The sequence below is a fragment of the Mycolicibacterium sp. MU0053 genome (assembly GCF_963378095.1).
Classification (GTDB): Bacteria; Actinomycetota; Actinomycetes; order Mycobacteriales; family Mycobacteriaceae; genus Mycobacterium; species Mycobacterium burgundiense.
On the sequence record NZ_OY726397.1, the window covers coordinates 1,651,068 to 1,669,931 of the forward strand.

Sequence of the window (18,864 nt, forward strand, 5' to 3'; positions counted from 1 at the left end):
CGATATGTCCTTTGACACCGTTCTGATTGCCAACCGCGGCGAGATCGCCGTGCGCGTCATCCGCACCCTAAAGCGGATGGGTATCCGCACCGTCGCGGTCTTCAGCGAGGCCGACGCCGGCGCGCGGCACGTCGCCGAAGCCGACACCGCGGTGCTGATCGGTCCGGCCCCGGCCCGCCAGAGCTACCTCGACATCGAGGCCGTCATCGCAGCCGCGGTACGCACCGGAGCCCAGGCCGTCCACCCCGGTTACGGATTCCTGTCCGAGAACTCCGAATTCGCAGCCGCGCTCGACCGGGCCGGCCTGGTGTTCATCGGCCCGCCCGCCGCAGCGATCTCCACCATGGGCGACAAGATCACCGCCAAGGCAACCGTGTCACGGTTCGACGTGCCGGTGGTCCCCGGCATCGCCCGCCCGGGCCTGGCCGACGCCGACCTGATCGGCGCCGCCGAGGACATCGGCTACCCCGTCCTGGTCAAGCCGTCGGCCGGCGGCGGTGGCAAGGGCATGCGGCTGGTACACGCACCCGCCGAACTGCCCGAGGCGCTGGTGAGCGCGCGCCGCGAATCCGCGGCCGCCTTCGGCGATGACACCCTGTTCCTGGAGCGGTTCGTGCTGCGCCCCAGGCATATCGAGGTTCAGGTGCTCGCCGACGCCCACGGCAACGTGCTGCACCTCGGCGAGCGCGAATGCAGCCTGCAGCGCCGGCACCAGAAGGTGATCGAGGAGGCGCCGTCACCGCTGCTCGACGCCAAGACCCGGGCCCGCATCGGCGCCGCGGCGTGCGACACCGCCCGCAGCGTCGATTACCGGGGTGCGGGTACCGTCGAGTTCATCGTTTCGGCGGACAAACCCGACGAGTTCTTCTTCATGGAAATGAACACCCGACTGCAGGTGGAACATCCGGTGACCGAAATGGTCACCGGCTGGGACCTGGTGGAATGGCAGGTCCGCATCGCCGCGGGGGAACCGCTGCCGGCAGCCCAGGACGACATCCAGCTGCACGGGCATGCGATCGAGGCGCGGATCTACGCCGAGGATGCCGCCCGCGGCTTCCTGCCGACCGGCGGTCCGGTGCTGGGCCTGTCCGAGCCGGTGTCCGAGGGCGTGCGGGTGGACTCCGGTCTGCGGGTGGGCACCGTGGTCGGCAGTGACTACGACCCGATGCTGGCGAAGGTGATCGCGCACGGCCCCGACCGGGCGGCGGCCCTGGCCGGTCTGGATCGGGCACTGACCGCCACGGCGGTGCTCGGGGTCGTCACCAACATCGACTTCCTGCGCTTCCTGTTGGCCGATCCCGAGGTCCAGGCCGGCACGCTCGACACCGGCCTGCTGGATCGCCGCGTCGGTGACTACCACGCCCCGGCCCCCGACGATCAGACACTCATCGCCGCCGGCGCCTACCGCTGGCTGCAGCGCTGGGCCGCCGCCGACGACGACCTGTGGAGCGTGCCCTCGGGCTGGCGGATGGGGGGCCCGGCGCCCACTGTGTTGCGGCTGCAATCCGGGGAGCGCACCGACCACGTCGCGATCACCGGCACCCCCGCGGCCGCCACGGCCACCGTGGAGCACGGCGAAAGGCATTCCCTGACGGCCACCCTCGACGGGGACCAGCTGATCCTGGTGATCGATGGGCTGCGCACCACGTACCGGATCGCCGAAACCGATCATCAGATCTGGCTGGCCGGCGGCGGCGGCGTGACGGTGGTCCAGGAGGTCCGGGAGGCTCCCGTACGTCCCGATGACGAGCACAGCGGCGACGCGGAGCTGATCAGCCCGATGCCCGGTGCGGTCGTCGCGGTCAACGCCGCCAGCGGCGACACCGTCACCGCCGGCACCGTGGTGGTCGCGGTCGAGGCCATGAAGATGGAGCACTCGTTGACCGCGCCGGTCGACGGTGTCGTGGAAGTACTTGTTGCCGTAGGCGATCAGGTCAAGGTGGGTCAGCCCCTGGCCCGAATCTCCGCTACCGAGAAAGAAGCAACCGATGACTGACTATCTGTCCACCGGAAACCTGCCCGGCGACTACGCCGACCTGGCCAAGACGGTGCGCGACTTCGCGCAGAACGTTGTCGCACCGGTGTCGGCCAAACACGATGAGGAGCACAGCTTCCCGTACGAGGTGGTGGCCGGCATGGCCGAGATGGGCCTGTTCGGCCTGCCGTTTCCGGAGGAGTACGGCGGCATGGGCGGCGACTACTTCGCGCTGTGTCTGGCGCTGGAGGAACTCGGCAAGGTCGACCAGAGCGTGGCCATCACGCTGGAGGCCGGGGTGTCCCTCGGCGCGATGCCGGTGTACCGGTTCGGCAACGAAGAGCAGAAGCAGGCCTGGCTGCCGAAGCTGACCAGCGGCAAGGCGCTGGGCGCGTTCGGGCTGACCGAGGCCGGCGGCGGCAGCGACGCCGGGGCCACCAAGACCACCGCGAAGTTGGACGACGGCCACTGGGTGATCAACGGCTCCAAGCAGTTCATCACCAACTCCGGCACCGACATCACCGAGCTGGTCACCGTCACCGCGGTCACCGGCGGAACGCCGGACAAGCCCGAGATCAGCTCGATCCTGGTGCCGGTGCCCACCGCCGGCTTCACCGCCGAACCGGCCTACAACAAGGTCGGCTGGAATGCCTCCGACACCCACCCGTTGAGCTTCGACGACGTCCGGGTTCCGCAGGAGAATCTGCTCGGTGAGCGGGGCCGCGGCTACGCCAACTTCCTGCGCATCCTCGACGAGGGCCGGATCGCGATCGCGGCGCTGTCGGTCGGGGCTGCGCAAGGGTGTGTGGACGAGAGTGTGAAGTACGCCAAGGAGCGGTCGGCCTTCGGTCAGCCGATCAGCAAATATCAGGCCATCGAATTCAAGCTGGCCCGGATGGAAGCGCGCGCCCACGCGGCCCGCACCGCCTACTACGACGCGGCGGCGTTGCTGCTCGCCGGTAAGCCGTTCAAGAAGGAGGCCGCGGTGGCCAAGATGGTGGCCAGCGAGGCGGCGATGGACAACGCCCGCGACGCCACGCAGATTCACGGCGGCTACGGTTTCATGAACGAGTACTCGGTCGCGCGTCACTATCGCGACAGCAAGATCCTGGAAATCGGCGAGGGGACAACGGAAGTGCAGCTGATGGTCATCGCTCGACAGATGGGGATCTGAGATGTCGGAGGAGACCTCGGAGAAGGTCGTCCACCAGCGTGGCCTGTGGTTCGAGGAGTTCGAGATCGGTGTGCGCTACGTGCACGCACCGGGCCGGACCATCACCGAGGCCGACAACGTGCTGTTCACCACGCTGACGATGAACACCCAGGCGCTGCATCTGGACGCGGCGTTCTCCGATGCGCTGCCGCCGTTCAACCAGCGCCTGGTGAATTCGATGTTCACGCTGTCCACGCTGGTGGGCCTGTCGGTCACCCAGTTGACGCAGGGCACCATCGTCGGCAACCTCGGATTCTCCGACATCGCCTTCCCCAAACCGCTGTTCCACGGCGACACCCTGTATGCCGAGACCGTCGTCACCGACAAACGCGAGTCCAAGAGCCGCCCCGGTGAGGGCATCGTGACCTTCGCGCACACCGCGCGCAACCAGCATGGCGACATCGTGGCCACCGCATCGCGGAAAACGATGGTGCGCATGAAGCCACAGGAGGATTAGTGTCACTCGACAACGCCGGACCGGCCTGGTTGTTCTGCCCGGCGGACCGGCCCGAGCGGTTTGAAAAGGCCGCCGCCGCAGCCGATATCGTCATCCTCGACCTCGAGGACGGCGCCGGCGACAAGGCGGCGGCGCGGGACGCGTTGCTCAGCACGCCGCTGGATCCCAGCCGAACCGTGATCCGGATCAACGCCGGTGATTCGCCCGAGCAGAAACTCGATCTCGAGGCGCTGGCCCGCACCGAGTACACCTGCGTCATGTTGCCGAAATGCGAGTCCGCGCAGCAGGTCAGCGCGTTGGCGCCGCTGGAGGTGGTGCTGATCGTGGAGACCCCGCTCGGTGCGCTGAAGGTCGACGAGACGGCCGCTGTCGCCAACACCGTCGGGGTGATGTGGGGCGCCGAGGATCTGTTCGGCTTCCTGGGCGGAACGGCGAACCGGTTCCCCGACGATTCCTACCGCGATGTCGCCGAGTACGTGCGGTCGCGGTCGCTGCTGGCCGCCAAGGCGTACGGGAAGCTGGCGCTGGACTCGGTGTACATCGATATCAAGAACCTCGACGGCCTCCGGGTCGAGGTCGAGGACTCCGTTGCGGTGGGCTTCGACATCAAGGTTGCCATCCATCCCAGCCAGATTGCGGTCATCCGGGAGGGTTACGCGCCGTCCGCCGAACAGGTCGAATGGGCGCGACACGTTCTGGCCGCCGCCGAAGAACAGCGCGGTGCTTTCGCTTTCGAGGGCATAATGGTGGATGCGCCAGTGCTAAGGCGAGCCGAGCGAATCGTGCAGCTCGCGCCCTGACACTCGGACGCTGGCTGGGCAGCCGCCACAAGCGGACTGCTCGACTGGCCCCCGCGCTGGAGCTGACCTAAGGGTCTGACGGCCAAACATGCCGTCGGCGACCTAAAGGAGGCGCTATGGCTGGGTCTGCTCACGCACCGGTGCCGCCCGGCACCGTCGAGGTCGAACCGGTGCAGCTCGTCGCACCAGATGGCGCGCCCACTTCCGAGCGGCGCTTCAGCCGCGATCTTCCGCCGGAGACGTTGTCCTGGCTCTACGAGATGATGGTGGTCACCCGCGAACTCGACATCGAGTTCGTGAATCTGCAACGGCAGGGTGAGCTCGCGTTGTACGCCTCGTGCCGGGGCCAGGAGGCGGCGCAGGTCGGCGCGGCGGCCTGTCTGCGCAAGAGCGACTGGCTGTTTCCGCAATACCGCGAGCTGGGTGCATTCTTGGTCCGGGCCATCACACCCGCGCAGATGAGCGCCGTGTGGCGCGGCAGTTGGCACGGCGGACTCGGTTTCACCGCCAAACAGTGTGCACCCATCTCCATCCCGATCGGCACGCAGCAACTGCACGCCGTCGGTGCCGCGATGGCCGCCCAGCGGTTGGGGGAGGATTCGGTGACGGTGGCCTTCCTCGGCGACGGGGCCACCAGTACCGGCGATGTGCACGAGGCCCTCAACCTGGCGTCGGTGTTCGCCGCGCCGTGCGTGTTCTACGTGCAGAACAACCAGTGGGCCATCTCGGTGCCGGTCGGCCGCCAGTTGAACGCGCCCACCATCGCCCACCGCGCGCTGGCGTACGGCATGCCCGGCATTCGCGTCGACGGCAACGATGTGCTGGCCTGCTACGCGGTGATGGCCGAAGCCGCGCGCCGCGCGCGCGACGGTGGCGGACCGACCCTGATCGAAGCCGTCACCTACCGCATGGGCCCGCACACCACCTCCGACGATCCGACGCGCTACCGCGACGATGCCGAACTGCAGGGGTGGGCGCAGCGCGACCCGATCACGCGGTACCGCAACTATTTGGCGCACGTCGGGTTGTGGAACGAGCGGCTCGAGCGGCGGGTCGACGCCCGCGCCCGGCGGCTGCGCACCGAACTGCGGGAGGCGACCGTGGACGCCCCCGACCTCGACATCACCGAGATGTTCGACACGGTCTACGCCGAGATCACTCCGGCGCTGGCGCAGCAGCGTGAGCAGCTGCGCACCGAATTGGCAAGGGAGGCATGAGATGACCCAGATCTTCGAACGTCCCCCAGCGGCCGGTGACGAGGTACCGGCGCCGCGCGAACCGTTGTTGCGCGCCATGCCCACCGAAGGCGAGGTGCCGATGGTGACCGCCATCAACCGGGCGTTGCACGACGCGATGGCCAACGACGACCGGGTGCTGGTGTTCGGCGAGGACGTCGCCCGGCTCGGCGGAGTGTTCCGGGTGACCGAGGGACTGGCCGAAACCTTCGGGGAGTCACGGTGTTTCGACACCCCGCTGGCCGAGTCCGCGATCGTCGGGGTGGCGATCGGAATGGCGATCCGCGGGTTCGTTCCGGTACCCGAGATCCAGTTCGACGGCTTCAGCTATCCCGCCTTCGACCAGATCGTCAGCCATCTGGCGAAGTATCGGATGCGCACCCACGGCGATGTCGACATGGCCGTGACGATTCGGATCCCGTCCTTCGGTGGTATCGGTGCCGTCGAACATCATTCCGAGTCGACCGAGACGTACTGGGCGCACACGGCCGGACTCAAGGTGGTCGTGCCGTCGACGCCGTCGGACGCCTACTGGCTGCTGCGGCACGCGATCGCCAGTCCCGACCCGGTCATCTATCTGGAACCCAAGCGGCGGTACTGGACTCGTGGCGCGCTGGACACCGCGACGCCGGGGGCTCCCATCGGGCAGGCGGCGATCCGACGGCCGGGTACCGATGTCACGGTCGTCACGTATGGGCCGCTGGTCGACACCGCGGACAACGCCGCGACGCTGGCGGCCGAGCAGTACGGGTGGAGCCTCGAGATCGTCGATCTGCGTTCGTTGAACCCGCTGGACTTCGACACTGTGGCGGCCTCGGTGGGCAAGACCGGCCGATGCGTGATCATGCACGAAGGCCCGCGCACCCTAGGTTTCGGTGCCGAGTTGGCGGCCCGGGTGAGCGAGGAGCTGTTCTACGACCTGGAGGCTCCGGTGCTGCGCGCCACCGGCTTTGACACCCCGTATCCGCCGGCCCGGCTCGAGCGGCTGTGGCTGCCCGGGCCGGACCGATTGTTGGACTGTGTCGAGAAGGCGATGGGCATGCCGTGAGTGAGTTCCTGGTACCGGACCTCGGCGAGGGCCTGGAAGACGCGACGGTGATCGAATGGCACGTCGCCGTCGGCGACGAGGTCGAACTCAACCAGACGCTGTGCACGCTGGAAACCGCCAAGGCCCAGGTGGAGATTCCCAGCCCGTACGCGGGCCGGGTCACCGAACTCGGCGGCGCGCAGGGCGACGTGCTCGCGGTGGGAGCGCTGCTGGTGCGGATTCACACCGAGGCGCCCGCCCCGGGGCCCGCACCAGAACCGACGCGAAACCCGGTCCTGGTGGGCTACGGCGCCGACACCGGCTTCGACACCAGTCGGCGTCACGACGGCAGGCCCCGCGCGAAACCTGCGGTCCGGAAGCTGGCCGCCGAACTGGGCGTCGACCTGTCCGGGTTGGCGCCCGGCGACGACGGCGTGATCTCGCGGGAGGCGGTGCTGGCCGCAGCCGGTAATGCCCCCGAGGGTGAGGCCACCCAGGTGCGCGGCGTCCAGGCCGAGATGGCCAAACGGATGACACTGTCGCGCAGTCAGATTCCGGACGCCCACGGCAGCGTGGACGTCGATTGCACGCGGCTGCTGGAGCTCAGTGACCGGTTGGCGCTGACGCCGTTCGTCGTGACGTTACGGCTGCTGGTGTTGGCGTTGACACACCATCGGGTGTTCAACTCCACCTGGGTCGACGGACCCGACGGGCCGCGGTTGCACACGCACGGCGGGGTGCACCTGGGCATCGGGGTGGCCGCACCGCGCGGGCTGTTGGTGCCGGTGCTGCGTGACGCGCAGCGGATGACCACCCGGGAGCTGGCCGAGGCGGTCCGTCAGCGCGTCGAGAGCGCCCGCGCCGGCACCCTCAAACCCGGTGAGCTGCAAGGATCCACCTTCACCGTGTCGAACTTCGGTGCGCTGGGGCTGGATCAGGCGGTGCCGGTGATCAACTACCCGGAGGCCGCGATCCTGGGCATCGGTTCGATCAAGCCGCGCGCGGTGGTCGTCGACGGTGCGGTGGCGGCCCGCTCGACCACGACCCTGACGTGCGCGTTCGACCACCGCATCGCCGACGGCGCCCAGCTGGGCGCGTTTCTCGGTGAGCTGCGGGAGTTGCTCGAGGCGCCCGAGACCGCGCTGCTGGACCTGTAGCTACTTGCGTTGCGCGGCCTGCAGGCGCGCCTGGAACTCCGGTGACTGGATGGACGTGGCCTGCGGGCCGAGTTCGGTGCGCATCGCGGCGTGGTGCAGGTCGGTGTCGACGGTGCCGGGGGAGAAGGTGGCACGCATGGTCGCCTTGGTCGCCAGCACCACCTCGCGCGGTGCGGCCGCGGGACCGGCGGCCAGCTCCAGGGCCGCGGCGACGGGATCGTCGGCCACCTGCAGGGCCAGGCCGTGCGCGACGGCGGCCTCGGCGTCGAAGCGCATCCCGAACAGCAAGGCGGCCCGGGCGGCCTGAGGCCCCACGCCGCGCTGCAACATCCAGGTGGCGCCGCCGCCGGGATGGATGCCGAGCTTCTGAAAGCGCGGGTCGAAATTGGCGTGCGGACCGGCGATGCGGACGTCGGCGGCCAGCGCGAGGTTGAGTCCGGCGCCGACGGCGGCCCCGTTGACCGCGGCGATGGTGGGCAGCGAGCAGTTGCCGATCGCCATGAAGCCGTCGTAGATGCGCAGCAGGCCCTCCTCGGCGGCCGACCCGAGCGCGCTGAGGTCGGCGCCGGCGCAGAAGGCCTTGCCGGCGCCGGTGATGACCAGCGCGTGCACGCCGGTGTCGGCCTCGGCCTGCTCGACCGCGGCGCGCAGCTGCGCCGACATCGCGTCGGTGACCGCGTTGCGCCGGTCGGGATCGTTGACGGTGACCAGCGCGACGCGGTCGGTGACGGAGTAAAGCACCAGCTCAGAACTCATGGCGGAGACGTTACTCGGGGCGGGTGCGCGCCCAGAGTCGGGTTGTTACCGGGTCCACTCGCGAAACGCATACAACAACACAACTTTCGACCGAAAAATGCGCCCCCGGCAGGAATCGAACCTGCGACCTAGAGATTAGAAGGCTCTTGCTCTATCCAACTGAGCTACGGAGGCAACGTGCAGCTAGTTTAACCAACCGCATGCTCCGGTCCCCGGTCGCGCCACGCGCGGGAGAAATGCGTTTGGAACACAAGATATTTGGATACTGTGTGATGCACGGCACATCGCGATCCGGTAGCTACACCGGAGTCGTAGCGGGCAACGATGCCCAGCCCCGAAGGTGAGGTTGTACTGCGATGACTCTGGTGACGGACGCGGTTGCGGCTGTGCCCCGTCCCGGGCCACTGAAGGCAGCGTTGGGCCTGATCAGCGACCCGGTAGCGACGCTGGGGGCCGCGTCGGTGTTGTTGCGGGGCGGCCCCTCGTTGGCCGGTTGGCTGGCCGGCTGGGCGCTGACCGAGTTCCCGTTGCGGGTCCTGACCGGGCACGCGCTGTCCTCGGTGGACATCGCCCCGGTCAACCGTTTCATCAACGGCCTGGCGGCCCAACGCGCCGACAGCGTGCTGCAGGAGGCGCTCTCCGAGGCCTATGGAACCGACTACTCCGACCACATCAGCCATCCGGTCACCGATCCCGCGGTACGCAGGCACAGCGTCGCCGGGGTGTGGCACGCCGCGCAGCGCAGCCGGTACGCCACGGTGACCCGCAACCTGTCCTACGGTCCGGGCGGACGGGACAACCTGCTCGACATCTGGCGTCGGCCCGATGTGGCCCCGGGCGCCCGCGTCCCGGTGCTGCTGCAGATTCCCGGCGGCGCCTGGGCGCTCAGCGAGAAACGTGGGCAGGCGGTGCCGCTGCTGAGCCGAATGGTCGAACTCGGCTGGATCTGCGTGACCATCAACTACAGCCGCAGCCCGTTCAGCGCCTGGCCGGCGCACATCGTCGACGTCAAACGCGCGATCGCCTGGCTACGGGAGAACATCGCCGACTACGGCGGGGACCCCGACTTCATCGCGGTCACCGGCGGCTCCGCCGGCGCGCATATCGGTTCGCTGGCCGCACTGACCGCCAACGACCCAGCGCTGCAGCCCGGATTCGAGCAGGTGGACACCAGTGTGGCGGCCGCGGTGCCCTACTACGGCGCCTACGACCTGACCGATCCGGACAACATGTGCGAGCTGATGCTGCCGTTCCTGGAGCGATTCGTCATGCGCGCGCGGCTCGCCGACGATCCCGCGCTGTACCGGGCGGCGTCTCCGATCACCCACGTGCACCGGGACGCGCCGCCGTTCTTCGTGCTGCATGGCGCCAACGACGCGGTGATTCCGCACACCCAGGCGCAGGCCTTCGTCGGTGCGCTGCGCGCGGCCGGTGCCCCCACCGTCGCCCACGCCGAACTTCCCAACGCGCACCACGCTTTTGACGCCATCGCCACGGTGCGGTCACAGCTGGTGACCGACACCGTCGCCGACTTCCTCGGTGTCACCTACGGCAATCACCGGATGGGACTCGGCGACCTCGTCCACGACGTCGGGTGAGCGCGGTACACCAACGCGCGCCGCGGCGCGACGATCCATGAATCGGCTGCCGCCGACGCATCGCTGAGACTAGCGTGGGGTGGACGCTTGGGGCGCTGGCAGCGCCGGACGGTATGGAGGGTTGAGGGACCGTGGTGAGTGACTCCTTCGATGCTTCGGCGTTCTCCGACGAACTCAGCGCCGTCGATCAGTTGCTGCACCGCGGGGAGGCCAACCCTCGGACTCGCTCGGGGGTCATGGCGGTCGAACTGCTGGACACAGCACCGGATTGGGAGCGCTATCGCGCCACCTTCGACAATGCCTCCCGGCGGGTGCCGCGGCTGCGTCAGAAGGTGGTCATGCCGACGTTGCCCACCGCTGCGGCCCGCTGGGTGGTGGACCCCGACTTTGATCTGGACTTCCATGTCCGACGCGTGCGCGCGCCCGAGCCCGGCACCCTGCGCCAGGTATTCGACATGGCCGAACTCGTCCAGCAGTCGCCCCTGGACATCACCCGGCCGTTGTGGAGCGCGACGCTGGTCGAAGGACTCGAGGACGGGCGCGCCGCGCAAATCCTGCATCTGAGTCACGCCGTGGCCGACGGGGTGGGCATCGTGGCGATGTTCACCGAAATCTACGACCTGGAACCCGAGGCGGCGCCCCGGCCGCCGGCGCCCCTGCCGATCCCGCAGGACCTCACGCCCAACGATCTGATGCGGGCCGGGATCAATGCGTTGCCCGGGTCGATCGTCAGCGGGGTGCGCGGGGCGCTGCTGGGTGCCATCGGGACGGTCGGCAAGGCCGTCAGCCGTCCCGGCTCGGTGGTCTCCGGCGTCCTCGATTACGCCGGCTCGAGCCGCCGTATCGTGCGCCAGGCCGCGCCGCCGTCGCCGCTGCTGCGACGGCGCAGCCTCTCGACCCGGACCGAGGCCATCGACATCCCGCTTTCGGACCTGCATCGGGTGGCCAAGACCGCGGGCGGGTCGATCAACGATGCGTACCTGGCCGGGCTGTGCGGGGCGTTACGCCGCTACCACGACGCGCTCGGGGTGCCCGTGCAGACGTTGCCGATGGCGGTCCCGGTCAACCTGCGGGCCGACTCGGACCCGGCCGGCGGGAACCGCTTCGCGGGGGTCAACATTGCTGCGCCGATCGGCACCGTCGACCCCGTGGCGCGGATGCAGAAGATCCGCGCGCAGATGACACAGCGGCGCGAGGAGGCCGCCCTCGACGTGTTGGGCGTGGTGGCGCCGGTGCTGTCGCTGCTGCCCGACCCGGTGCTGGAACAGATGACCGGCTCGGTGATCGCCTCCGATATCCAGGCCAGCAACGTGCCGGTCTACCCGGGCGACACCTACATCGCCGGATCACAAGTGTTGCGGCAGTACGGGATTGGGCCGCTTCCCGGGGTGGCGATGATGGTGGTGCTGGTATCGCGCAGCGGTTACTGCACCATTTCGGCGCGCTACGACCGGGCCGCGATCACCGACGAGGCGCTGTTCGCCCGCTGCCTGGCCGCCGGGTTCGACGAGGTGCTGGCGCTGGCGGGCGATCCGAACCTGCGCGCCCAGCCGGTGTCCTTCGCGGGACCCGCGCCGGCTCCTGAACCGACAGACCCCACGGACAACGGATCGGCGGTTTCATGACGACATCACGGGATATGCGGCTGCCCGGCTCGGTGGCCGAGGTCAAGGCCAGCCCGCGCGGCCCCAAGATCGGGGCATTCTTCGACCTGGACGGCACGCTGGTCGCCGGGTTCACCGGGGTGATCCTGACCCAGCAGCAGTTCCGGCGCCGCGAACTCGGACTCGGGGACCTGATCGCCATGATTCAGGCCGGTCTGAATCATCAACTCGGCCGTTCGGAGTTCGAGGACCTGATCATCTCGGCGACCTCGGCGATGCGCGGCCGGTCGATCACCGATATGGACCAGGTGGGCGAGCGGCTGTTCCGGCAGCAGATCGAGTCGCGCATCTATCCGGAGATGCGCGAACTGGTCCGGGCCCACCTCGACCGCGGTCACACGGTATGCCTGAGTTCGTCGGCGCTGACCATCCAGGTGGAACCGGTGGCGCGTTTCCTCGGAATTCCGAACACGCTGACCAACCGGTTCGACCTGGACGAGGACGGAGTGCTCACCGGGGACGTCGTCCGCCCCATTCTGTGGGGTCCCGGCAAAGCGAACGCCGTGCAGAAATTCGCCGCCGACCGCGGAATCGACCTGAAGGACAGCTACTTCTACGCCGACGGCGACGAGGATGTCGCCCTGATGTACCTGGTGGGCCACCCCCGGCCCACCAACCCCGAGGGGAAGATGGCCGCGGTGGCCCGCCAGCGCGGCTGGCCCATCCTGAAATTCACCAGCCGCGGCGGCACCGGGATCACCGGCACGCTCAAGACATTGGTCGGCGTCGGATCCGTCGTCCCGATCGCCGCCGGCGCCATCGGCTGGGGCCTGCTCACCCGCAGCCGTCGTCGCGGCATCAACTTCTTCACCGGTAACTGGGGTGCGATGCTGCTGGCCTCCAGCGGCGTGAAACTCAACGTCCTCGGCAGGGAGAACCTCACCGCGCAACGGCCCGCGGTGTTCATCTTCAACCATCGCAACAACTTTGACCCGGTCATCACCAGCGCGCTGGTGCGCGACAACTTCACCGGGGTGGGTAAGAAGGAACTTGAAAGCGACCCGATTGCCGGCACGCTCGGCAAGTTGATGGACGCGGTGTTCATCGATCGCGACGACACCCAGTCCGCGGTCCGGTCGCTCAAACAGGTCGAGGATCTGGTCCGCAAGGGACTGTCCATCGTGATGGCCCCCGAGGGCACACGGCTGGACACCACCACCGTCGGCCCCTTCAAGAAGGGTCCGTTCCGGCTGGCGATGGCGGCCGAGATCCCGATTGTCCCGGTGGTCATCCGCAACGCGGAGGCCATCGGGTCTCGCGACGCGACGATCATGCACCCCGGCACCGTCGACATCGTGGTCTATCCGCCGATTTCGGTGCAGGACTGGACCGTCGACAACCTCGACGAGCGCATCGCCGAAGTGCGGCAGCTGTATCTGGACACCCTGGCGTCCTGGCCCGAGGGCGAGGTGCCCAGCGTCAAGCTCGGTGCTCCGAAGAAGGCGGCCAAGAAGGCACCCGCCAAGAAGGCACCCGCCAAGAAGTCCGCGGCGAAGAAGTCCGCTAAGAAGGCCACCAAAAAGGCTGCCGCCAAGAAGGTTCCGTCGAAGAAGGCGGCTTCGGCTGAGGCCGGCGAGAACGGCGCGGCACAGCCCGCCCGGGGCCGGCAATGAGCGGTCCCAAAGACGCCGGCGGGCTGCCGGAGGTTACCATCGACGGCGACGCGCTGGTCCTTGCCTCGGTGGCCTCGCCTGCGGAACTCGACCTGCTCACCGACTGGTTGCGCGCGCAGCGTGCGGCGCACCCCGAGGCGCGCATCGAAGTGATCGAACTGCCCGCGGACGAGCCGCCACCCGGGGTGATCGCAAGCCTGGTCGAAGAACTCGAGTCCGGCGACGACCGCGCGGTAGTGCCGGCGCGGGTGTTCTGGGTGCCGGGCGGATTACCGACCCGCGTCAAGATCGTCGGTCTCATTTCAGGGCGTGACACCTACCGCCCACCCGAAATGCTGCAACGACGCATCCTGCGCCGGGACCGATCCCGGGCCAAAGTCGTCGCCGGCGAACCCGCGAAGGTATCCGAACTGCGCCAACAGTGGCAGGACAACACCGTCGGTGATTCCCCGCGCGAGTTCGCCCGGTTCGTGCTGCGGCGTGCGAGCCTGGCCATCGAACGCATGGAGTTGCGGCTGCTCGGACCCGAATACAAGTCGCCGCGGCTGATCAAACCGGAGATGTTGGCCTCCAGTCGGTTTCGGGACGGCCTCGAGCAGATCCCGGGGGCCACGGTCGACAAGGCCGGTGAGATGCTCGACGAGTTGGCCACCGGGTGGAGCCGGTTCTCGGTGGACCTCATGCCCAACCTGGGTCGAGCGATCTTCAGCCGCGGCTTCGACCCCAACGTCGACTACGACCCCGCCGAGATCGAGACGTTGCGGCACGCGTTGGAACGACATCCCGCCGTGCTGCTGTTCTCGCACCGCTCCTACCTCGACGGCGCCATCGTTCCGGTGGCGATGCAGGAGAACCGGCTGCCGCCGGTGCACACGTTCGCCGGGATCAACCTGTCCTTCGGGTTCATGGGGCCGCTGATGCGGCGTTCGGGTGTCATCTTCATTCGGCGCAAGCTCGACGATCCGCTCTACAAGTACGTGCTGCGACAGTTTGTCGGCTACATCGTCGAGAAGCGCTTCAACCTGAGCTGGTCGATCGAGGGCACCCGGTCCCGTACCGGAAAGATGTTGCCGCCCAAGCTCGGTCTGCTGGCCTACGTCGCCGATGCCTATCTCGATGGTCGCAGCGACGACATCCTGCTGCAACCGGTGTCCATCAGCTTCGATCAGCTGCACGAGACCCGCGAATACGCGGCCTACGCCCGTGGTGGGGAGAAAACCCCCGAGGGTCTGAGCTGGCTGTACAACTTCATCAAGGCGCAGGGGGAGCGGAACTTCGGCAAGATCTACGTCCGGTTCCCCGCGGCGGTGTCGATGCGGGAGTACCTCGACGTCCCGCAGGGCGACGGCGATCACGACGAGTCCGTCAAACGCCTTGCGCTGCAAAAGATGGCCTTCGCCGTGGCCTGGCGCATCCTGGAGGCCACCCCGATCAACGCCACCAGTTTGGTCTCCGCGCTGCTGCTGACCACCCGTGGCGTCGCGCTGACACTGAACCAGGTGCATCACACGCTGCAGGACTCGCTGGATTACCTGCACCGCAAGGGCACCCCGGTCACCGAGTCCACCCGCCGGCTGCGCACCCTCGACGGCGTCCAGTCGGCGCTGGACGCGCTGTCCGGGGGCAACCCCGTCACCCGCATCGACGGGGGCCGCGAACCGGTCTGGCGGATCGCGCCGGAGGACGAGCACGAGGCGGCGTTCTACCGCAATTCGATCATCCATGCGTTCCTGGAGACCGCGATCGCCGAACTGGCGCTGATGTATGCCTGCCGCGCCGAGGGGGACCGGCTCGAAGCGTTCTGGTCGCAGGCGATGCGGCTGCGTGACCTGTTGAAGTTCGAGTTCTACTTCGCCGACTCGGGGGCCTTCCGCGAGAACATCGCCGCGGAAATGGCCTGGCTCGACGACTGGGAGGCGCGCGTCTGCGCCGGCGGGGCCGATCTGGACGCCATGCTGCATGAGATGCGGCCGCTGATGGCCCACGCGATGCTGCGACCGTTCTTCGAGGCCTACGAGATTGTCGCCGACGTGCTGCGCGAGGCCCCACCGCAGATCGACGAGAAGGATCTGACCCAGCGCGCCCTCGGGGTGGGCAGCCAGCGCGCCGCGCAGCGTCTGGTGCGCAGCAATGAAGCGGTGTCGGCGCTGCTGTTCGCCACGGCCCGCCAGGTCGCCGCCGACCAGGGACTGCTGGATCCGGCGCCTGATCTGACCGAACGGCGCGAGGCGTTCCTGGTCGAATTGCGCGGCATTCTCGGCGACATGAACCGCGTACACCTGATCTCCCGGCAGCACTTCCTCGAGCGTGAAGCCGCAGCGCAGGCCGCCGCTGACCCGACCGTTTAGCGGCGCGGCCCGGTCGGGCCATACTCTGGTGCGGTGACCTCCTCAGTTACCGGACAGCGCACCGCGGTGTGGCCGGTGCTGCTCGGAGTCGGCCTGCTCGCCGGATGTACCGCCGCCGGTCTGGCCGCACTCGCGCTCGCCGATGCGCTGACCGCGACCGGTCTGCCCGACCCCGGCCCAATCACCACGGTGGGTCTGCCGTTCGTCCGCGCCGCCGGCGAGGTGGCGGCCGTCCTGGCGGTCGGCAGCTTCCTGTTCGCGGCCTTCTTCGTCCCGCCGCAGAAATCCGGGGTGCTCGACGTTGCGGGGTACCGCGCATTGCGCACGGGTTCGGTGGCCGCCGGCGTCTGGGCGGTGTGCGCGGCGCTGCTGGTACCGCTGACGATCTCCGACGTGTCCGGTCAGCGCCTGCTCGATCACCTGGGTCCGATGGAGCTATGGTCGGCGGCCGGCCTGGTCGACACCGCGGACGCGTGGCGGTGGACGGCGTTTCTGGCCGCGGCGCTGACGCTGGTCAGCATTCCGGTATTGCGCTGGTCGTGGACGCCGACGCTGTTCATCGGCAGCCTGGTGACGCTGATCCCGCTGGGACTGACCGGCCATTCCGCCGCCGGCGGCTCACACGACCTGGGCACCAACAGCCTGCTGATTCACCTGGTCGGTGCGGCCCTGTGGGCCGGGGGTCTGCTCGCCCTGCTGGCCCACGCGCTGCGCAGCGGTGAGCACGGTGCGCTGGCCGCCCGCCGGTTCTCGGCGGTGGCGCTGTGGTGTTTCATCGCGATGGCCCTGTCCGGGGTGCTCAACGCGCTGATCCGGGTGCGGCCCGCCGACCTGCTGGACAGCAGCTACGGCGCGCTGGTCGGGGCCAAACTGGTGGCGCTGTGCCTGTTGGGAATCCTCGGCTGGCGCCAACGGCGGTCCGGCCTGGTGGCCCTGGACGCCGACCCCGGGGCGCGCGGACCGTTGATTCGGCTGGCGCTGACCGAGGCCGTCATCTTCGGACTGACCTTCGGGGTGGCCGTGGCGCTGGGGCGCACGCCGCCGCCCCCGCCGCGGGTGCTCAACCCGTCGATCCCGGAAGTCGAGATCGGCTACAACCTGGACGGGCCGCCCACGCTGGCGCGGATCCTGTTCGACTGGCGGTTCGACCTGATCTTCGGCACCGCGGCGATCGTGTTCGCGCTGCTCTACATCGCCGGGGTGTGGCGGTTGCGCAAGCGCGGCGACGCCTGGCCCACCGGTCGCCTGGTGGCGTGGCTGTCCGGTTGTGCGGTGCTGCTCTTCGCGACGTCCTCCGGGCTGGGCCGCTACATGCCGGCGATGTTCAGCATGCACATGGGCGCGCACATGATGCTGTCGATGCTGGTGCCGATCCTGCTGGCGCTGGGCGGGCCGGTGACGCTGGCGCTGCGCGCGTTGCCCGCCGCCGGTAAGGGGCAGCCGCCGGGCTTGCGGGAATGGTTGCTGGGGGCGTTGCACAGTCGGGTGTCGAAGTTCTTCACCAACCCGATCATCGCCACCGCGCTGTTTGTTGCCGGTTTCTACGGCCTGTACTTCGGTGGCATCTTCGACTCGGCCGCCAGCGACCACGCCGGGCACGTGGCGATGAACCTCCACTTCCTGGCCACCGGCTATCTGTTCTACTGGTGCGTCATCGGGGTGGATCCGACGCCTCGGCCGCTGCCGCCGCTGGGCAAGCTGGCGATGGTCTTCGGATCGCTGCCGCTGCACGCGTTCTTCGGCGTGGTGCTGATGGGGATGAACACCGTGCTTGCGGAGCCCTTCTACCGATCCCTGCAATTGCCTTGGCACACCGACTTTTTGGCTGACCAGAAACTCGGCGGTGGCATCGCGTGGGCGGCCGGCGAGGTGCCGCTGGTGATCGTGATGTTGGCCTTGCTGATCCAGTGGTCGCGGACCGACCGGCGGACCGCCAAACGGTTGGACCGCGCCGCCGAACGCGACCACGACGCCGATCTGGTGGCCTACAACAACATGCTTGCGGAGTTGTCGCGGCGGGAGAAGCAGGGGCAGTAAAGCCCTCCATGGTGCAGACCTCGCCAGAGGTGGCGATCGCGGCTCTTCCATCATCATCGATGTCAGACCCCGTGGTTACCCTGATTTCGCCCTGCAGATAGGGCGGTTAAACAGAAAATTGGGGGGACTCATGACACAGCCAACAGCGGGTTGGTTTCCGGATCCATCTGATCCGAGCCGCCAGCGCTATTTCGACGGCACGGCGTGGACCGACAACTACGGCCCAGTCGGCGCACCGACACCAGGCACCGGTGGACAGCCGAAGGCCGGTATGTCCGGAGGGCTGAAGGTCGGACTCGGGGCGGGGGCGGTGGTCCTGGCGCTGGCCACGTTCGGCTCGTTCGGTGACAGTGACACGAGCACCGAGAGCAAGTCCAGCTCAGCCTCTGCGTCCATCTCGTCGTCCGAGCCGCTCACGTCCGATGTGGTAAAGCCGGTGTCCGATGCGGACACCCCGGCGCCCGTCGGCTCGACTGTCCGAGACGGCAAGTTCGAGTTCAAGGTGCTAGACGTCGAGCGCGGGGCCACCACGATTGACGATGTGTTCGGGCCAGAAGTGGCCAAGGGGGAATTCTTCACCGTCAGGCTCCGTGTGACGAACATCGGGGACGACGCACGAAGCTTCTCCGCCACCAACCAGAAGCTGATCATCAACGGCAACGAATACGAGGCCACCAGCATCATGGATGACGGCTGGATGGAGGACATCAATCCTGGCCTCGGGATCGAAGCCTCGGCTACGTTCGACATCCCGCCAGGCACGATGCCGTCGGCCATCGAGTGCCACGACTCGATGTTCTCTGGGGGAGCGCTGCTCGCACTGTGAACCCGAGTTGACGGACCGAACGCCGGGCGCAGTCCTCGGCTGATAGGGCAAAAGATGCTGGGTGGGCTCCCGAAGCGGGGTCCGCCCAGCATCTTTCGATTTTGCAGCAGTGGGTGGTCGCCGAACGCGGCATCCTTCGAGTTCCGCCATCCACAGTT

Annotated in this window: 14 protein-coding genes, 1 tRNA gene and 1 pseudogene; 14 read left to right on the forward strand and 2 right to left on the reverse strand. The window is 68.3% G+C overall.

The window, feature by feature from the left end:
* Positions 1 to 4: 4 nt before the first annotated feature.
* The 7 genes from RCP80_RS07850 to RCP80_RS07880 all read left to right on the forward strand — a co-directional run bounded on the left by RCP80_RS07850 (position 5) and on the right by RCP80_RS07880 (position 7,864).
* Positions 5 to 1,996, forward strand: a complete 1,992-nt coding sequence (locus tag RCP80_RS07850; RefSeq protein WP_308481797.1) for an acetyl/propionyl/methylcrotonyl-CoA carboxylase subunit alpha — start codon at positions 5 to 7, stop codon at positions 1,994 to 1,996.
* A complete protein-coding gene (locus tag RCP80_RS07855) occupies positions 1,989 to 3,149 on the forward strand; it encodes an acyl-CoA dehydrogenase family protein (protein ID WP_308481798.1) in 1,161 nt (386 codons plus the stop codon). Before RCP80_RS07850 ends, RCP80_RS07855 begins: the two co-directional genes overlap by 8 nt.
* Position 3,150: 1 nt before the next feature.
* A complete protein-coding gene (locus RCP80_RS07860; protein ID WP_308481799.1) occupies positions 3,151 to 3,645 on the forward strand; it encodes a MaoC family dehydratase in 495 nt (164 codons plus the stop codon).
* Positions 3,645 to 4,445: an HpcH/HpaI aldolase/citrate lyase family protein gene (locus RCP80_RS07865; RefSeq protein WP_308481800.1), complete on the forward strand. Its 801-nt coding sequence runs from the start codon at positions 3,645 to 3,647 to the stop codon at positions 4,443 to 4,445. Before RCP80_RS07860 ends, RCP80_RS07865 begins: the two co-directional genes overlap by 1 nt.
* Before the next feature lie 116 nt (positions 4,446 to 4,561).
* The gene (gene pdhA / locus RCP80_RS07870; RefSeq protein ID WP_308481801.1) at positions 4,562 to 5,662 is read left to right on the forward strand and encodes a pyruvate dehydrogenase (acetyl-transferring) E1 component subunit alpha; all 1,101 of its coding nucleotides are present in this window, start codon (positions 4,562 to 4,564) and stop codon (positions 5,660 to 5,662) included.
* Between the two features lies 1 nt (position 5,663).
* Positions 5,664 to 6,728 carry an alpha-ketoacid dehydrogenase subunit beta gene (locus tag RCP80_RS07875; RefSeq protein WP_308481802.1) on the forward strand — a complete coding sequence of 355 codons (1,065 nt, stop codon included), beginning with the start codon at positions 5,664 to 5,666 and terminating at the stop codon, positions 6,726 to 6,728.
* Complete coding sequence (locus tag RCP80_RS07880; protein WP_308481803.1) at positions 6,725 to 7,864, forward strand: dihydrolipoamide acetyltransferase family protein; 1,140 nt, start codon at positions 6,725 to 6,727, stop codon at positions 7,862 to 7,864. The genes RCP80_RS07875 and RCP80_RS07880 overlap by 4 nt, the downstream gene beginning before the upstream one ends.
* Here RCP80_RS07880 and RCP80_RS07885 read toward each other — a convergent pair whose 3' ends face one another.
* Both RCP80_RS07885 and RCP80_RS07890 read right to left on the reverse strand, forming a co-directional pair.
* Positions 7,865 to 8,620 carry an enoyl-CoA hydratase gene (locus tag RCP80_RS07885; RefSeq protein ID WP_308481804.1) on the reverse strand — a complete coding sequence of 252 codons (756 nt, stop codon included), beginning with the start codon at positions 8,618 to 8,620 and terminating at the stop codon, positions 7,865 to 7,867.
* 100 nt (positions 8,621 to 8,720) lie between these two features.
* Positions 8,721 to 8,794 (reverse strand) — tRNA-Arg (locus tag RCP80_RS07890).
* Between the two features lie 182 nt (positions 8,795 to 8,976).
* Between RCP80_RS07890 and RCP80_RS07895 the strand changes: the two genes are divergently transcribed.
* The 7 genes and pseudogenes from RCP80_RS07895 to RCP80_RS07925 all read left to right on the forward strand — a co-directional run bounded on the left by RCP80_RS07895 (position 8,977) and on the right by RCP80_RS07925 (position 18,706).
* The gene (locus RCP80_RS07895; RefSeq protein WP_308481805.1) at positions 8,977 to 10,218 is read left to right on the forward strand and encodes an alpha/beta hydrolase; all 1,242 of its coding nucleotides are present in this window, start codon (positions 8,977 to 8,979) and stop codon (positions 10,216 to 10,218) included.
* Between the two features lie 134 nt (positions 10,219 to 10,352).
* On the forward strand, positions 10,353 to 11,843 hold the full coding sequence (locus RCP80_RS07900; protein WP_308481806.1) for a wax ester/triacylglycerol synthase family O-acyltransferase: 1,491 nt from the start codon (positions 10,353 to 10,355) through the stop codon (positions 11,841 to 11,843).
* Entirely contained in the window at positions 11,840 to 13,495 is a 1,656-nt protein-coding gene (locus tag RCP80_RS07905; RefSeq protein WP_308481807.1) for an HAD-IB family hydrolase/lysophospholipid acyltransferase family protein, read from the forward strand. Before RCP80_RS07900 ends, RCP80_RS07905 begins: the two co-directional genes overlap by 4 nt.
* On the forward strand, positions 13,492 to 15,843 hold the full coding sequence (locus tag RCP80_RS07910) for a glycerol-3-phosphate 1-O-acyltransferase (RefSeq protein WP_308481808.1): 2,352 nt from the start codon (positions 13,492 to 13,494) through the stop codon (positions 15,841 to 15,843). The genes RCP80_RS07905 and RCP80_RS07910 overlap by 4 nt, the downstream gene beginning before the upstream one ends.
* 33 nt (positions 15,844 to 15,876) lie before the next feature.
* Positions 15,877 to 17,880, forward strand: a complete 2,004-nt coding sequence (locus tag RCP80_RS07915) for a bifunctional copper resistance protein CopD/cytochrome c oxidase assembly protein (protein WP_308481809.1) — start codon at positions 15,877 to 15,879, stop codon at positions 17,878 to 17,880.
* 130 nt (positions 17,881 to 18,010) lie between these two features.
* Positions 18,011 to 18,112 (forward strand): annotated as a pseudogene (locus RCP80_RS07920) (DUF2510 domain-containing protein); the annotation flags it as partial.
* Positions 18,113 to 18,190: 78 nt separating this feature from the next.
* Complete coding sequence (locus RCP80_RS07925) at positions 18,191 to 18,706, forward strand: DUF4352 domain-containing protein (RefSeq protein ID WP_308482745.1); 516 nt, start codon at positions 18,191 to 18,193, stop codon at positions 18,704 to 18,706.
* Positions 18,707 to 18,864 lie beyond the last annotated feature (158 nt).

Excerpts from the sequence above, each read along its gene's own strand:
- RCP80_RS07850 (WP_308481797.1), top strand. The coding sequence starts at position 5 with ATGTCCTTTGACACCGTTCTGATTGCCAACCGCGGCGAGATCGCCGTG.
- RCP80_RS07855 (WP_308481798.1), top strand. The coding sequence starts at position 1,989 with ATGACTGACTATCTGTCCACCGGAAACCTGCCCGGCGACTACGCCGAC.
- RCP80_RS07860 (WP_308481799.1), top strand. The coding sequence starts at position 3,151 with ATGTCGGAGGAGACCTCGGAGAAGGTCGTCCACCAGCGTGGCCTGTGG.
- pdhA (WP_308481801.1), top strand. The coding sequence starts at position 4,562 with ATGGCTGGGTCTGCTCACGCACCGGTGCCGCCCGGCACCGTCGAGGTC.
- RCP80_RS07875 (WP_308481802.1), top strand. The coding sequence starts at position 5,664 with ATGACCCAGATCTTCGAACGTCCCCCAGCGGCCGGTGACGAGGTACCG.
- RCP80_RS07885 (WP_308481804.1), bottom strand. The coding sequence starts at position 8,620 with ATGAGTTCTGAGCTGGTGCTTTACTCCGTCACCGACCGCGTCGCGCTG.
- RCP80_RS07895 (WP_308481805.1), top strand. The coding sequence starts at position 8,977 with ATGACTCTGGTGACGGACGCGGTTGCGGCTGTGCCCCGTCCCGGGCCA.
- RCP80_RS07905 (WP_308481807.1), top strand. The coding sequence starts at position 11,840 with ATGACGACATCACGGGATATGCGGCTGCCCGGCTCGGTGGCCGAGGTC.
- RCP80_RS07910 (WP_308481808.1), top strand. The coding sequence starts at position 13,492 with ATGAGCGGTCCCAAAGACGCCGGCGGGCTGCCGGAGGTTACCATCGAC.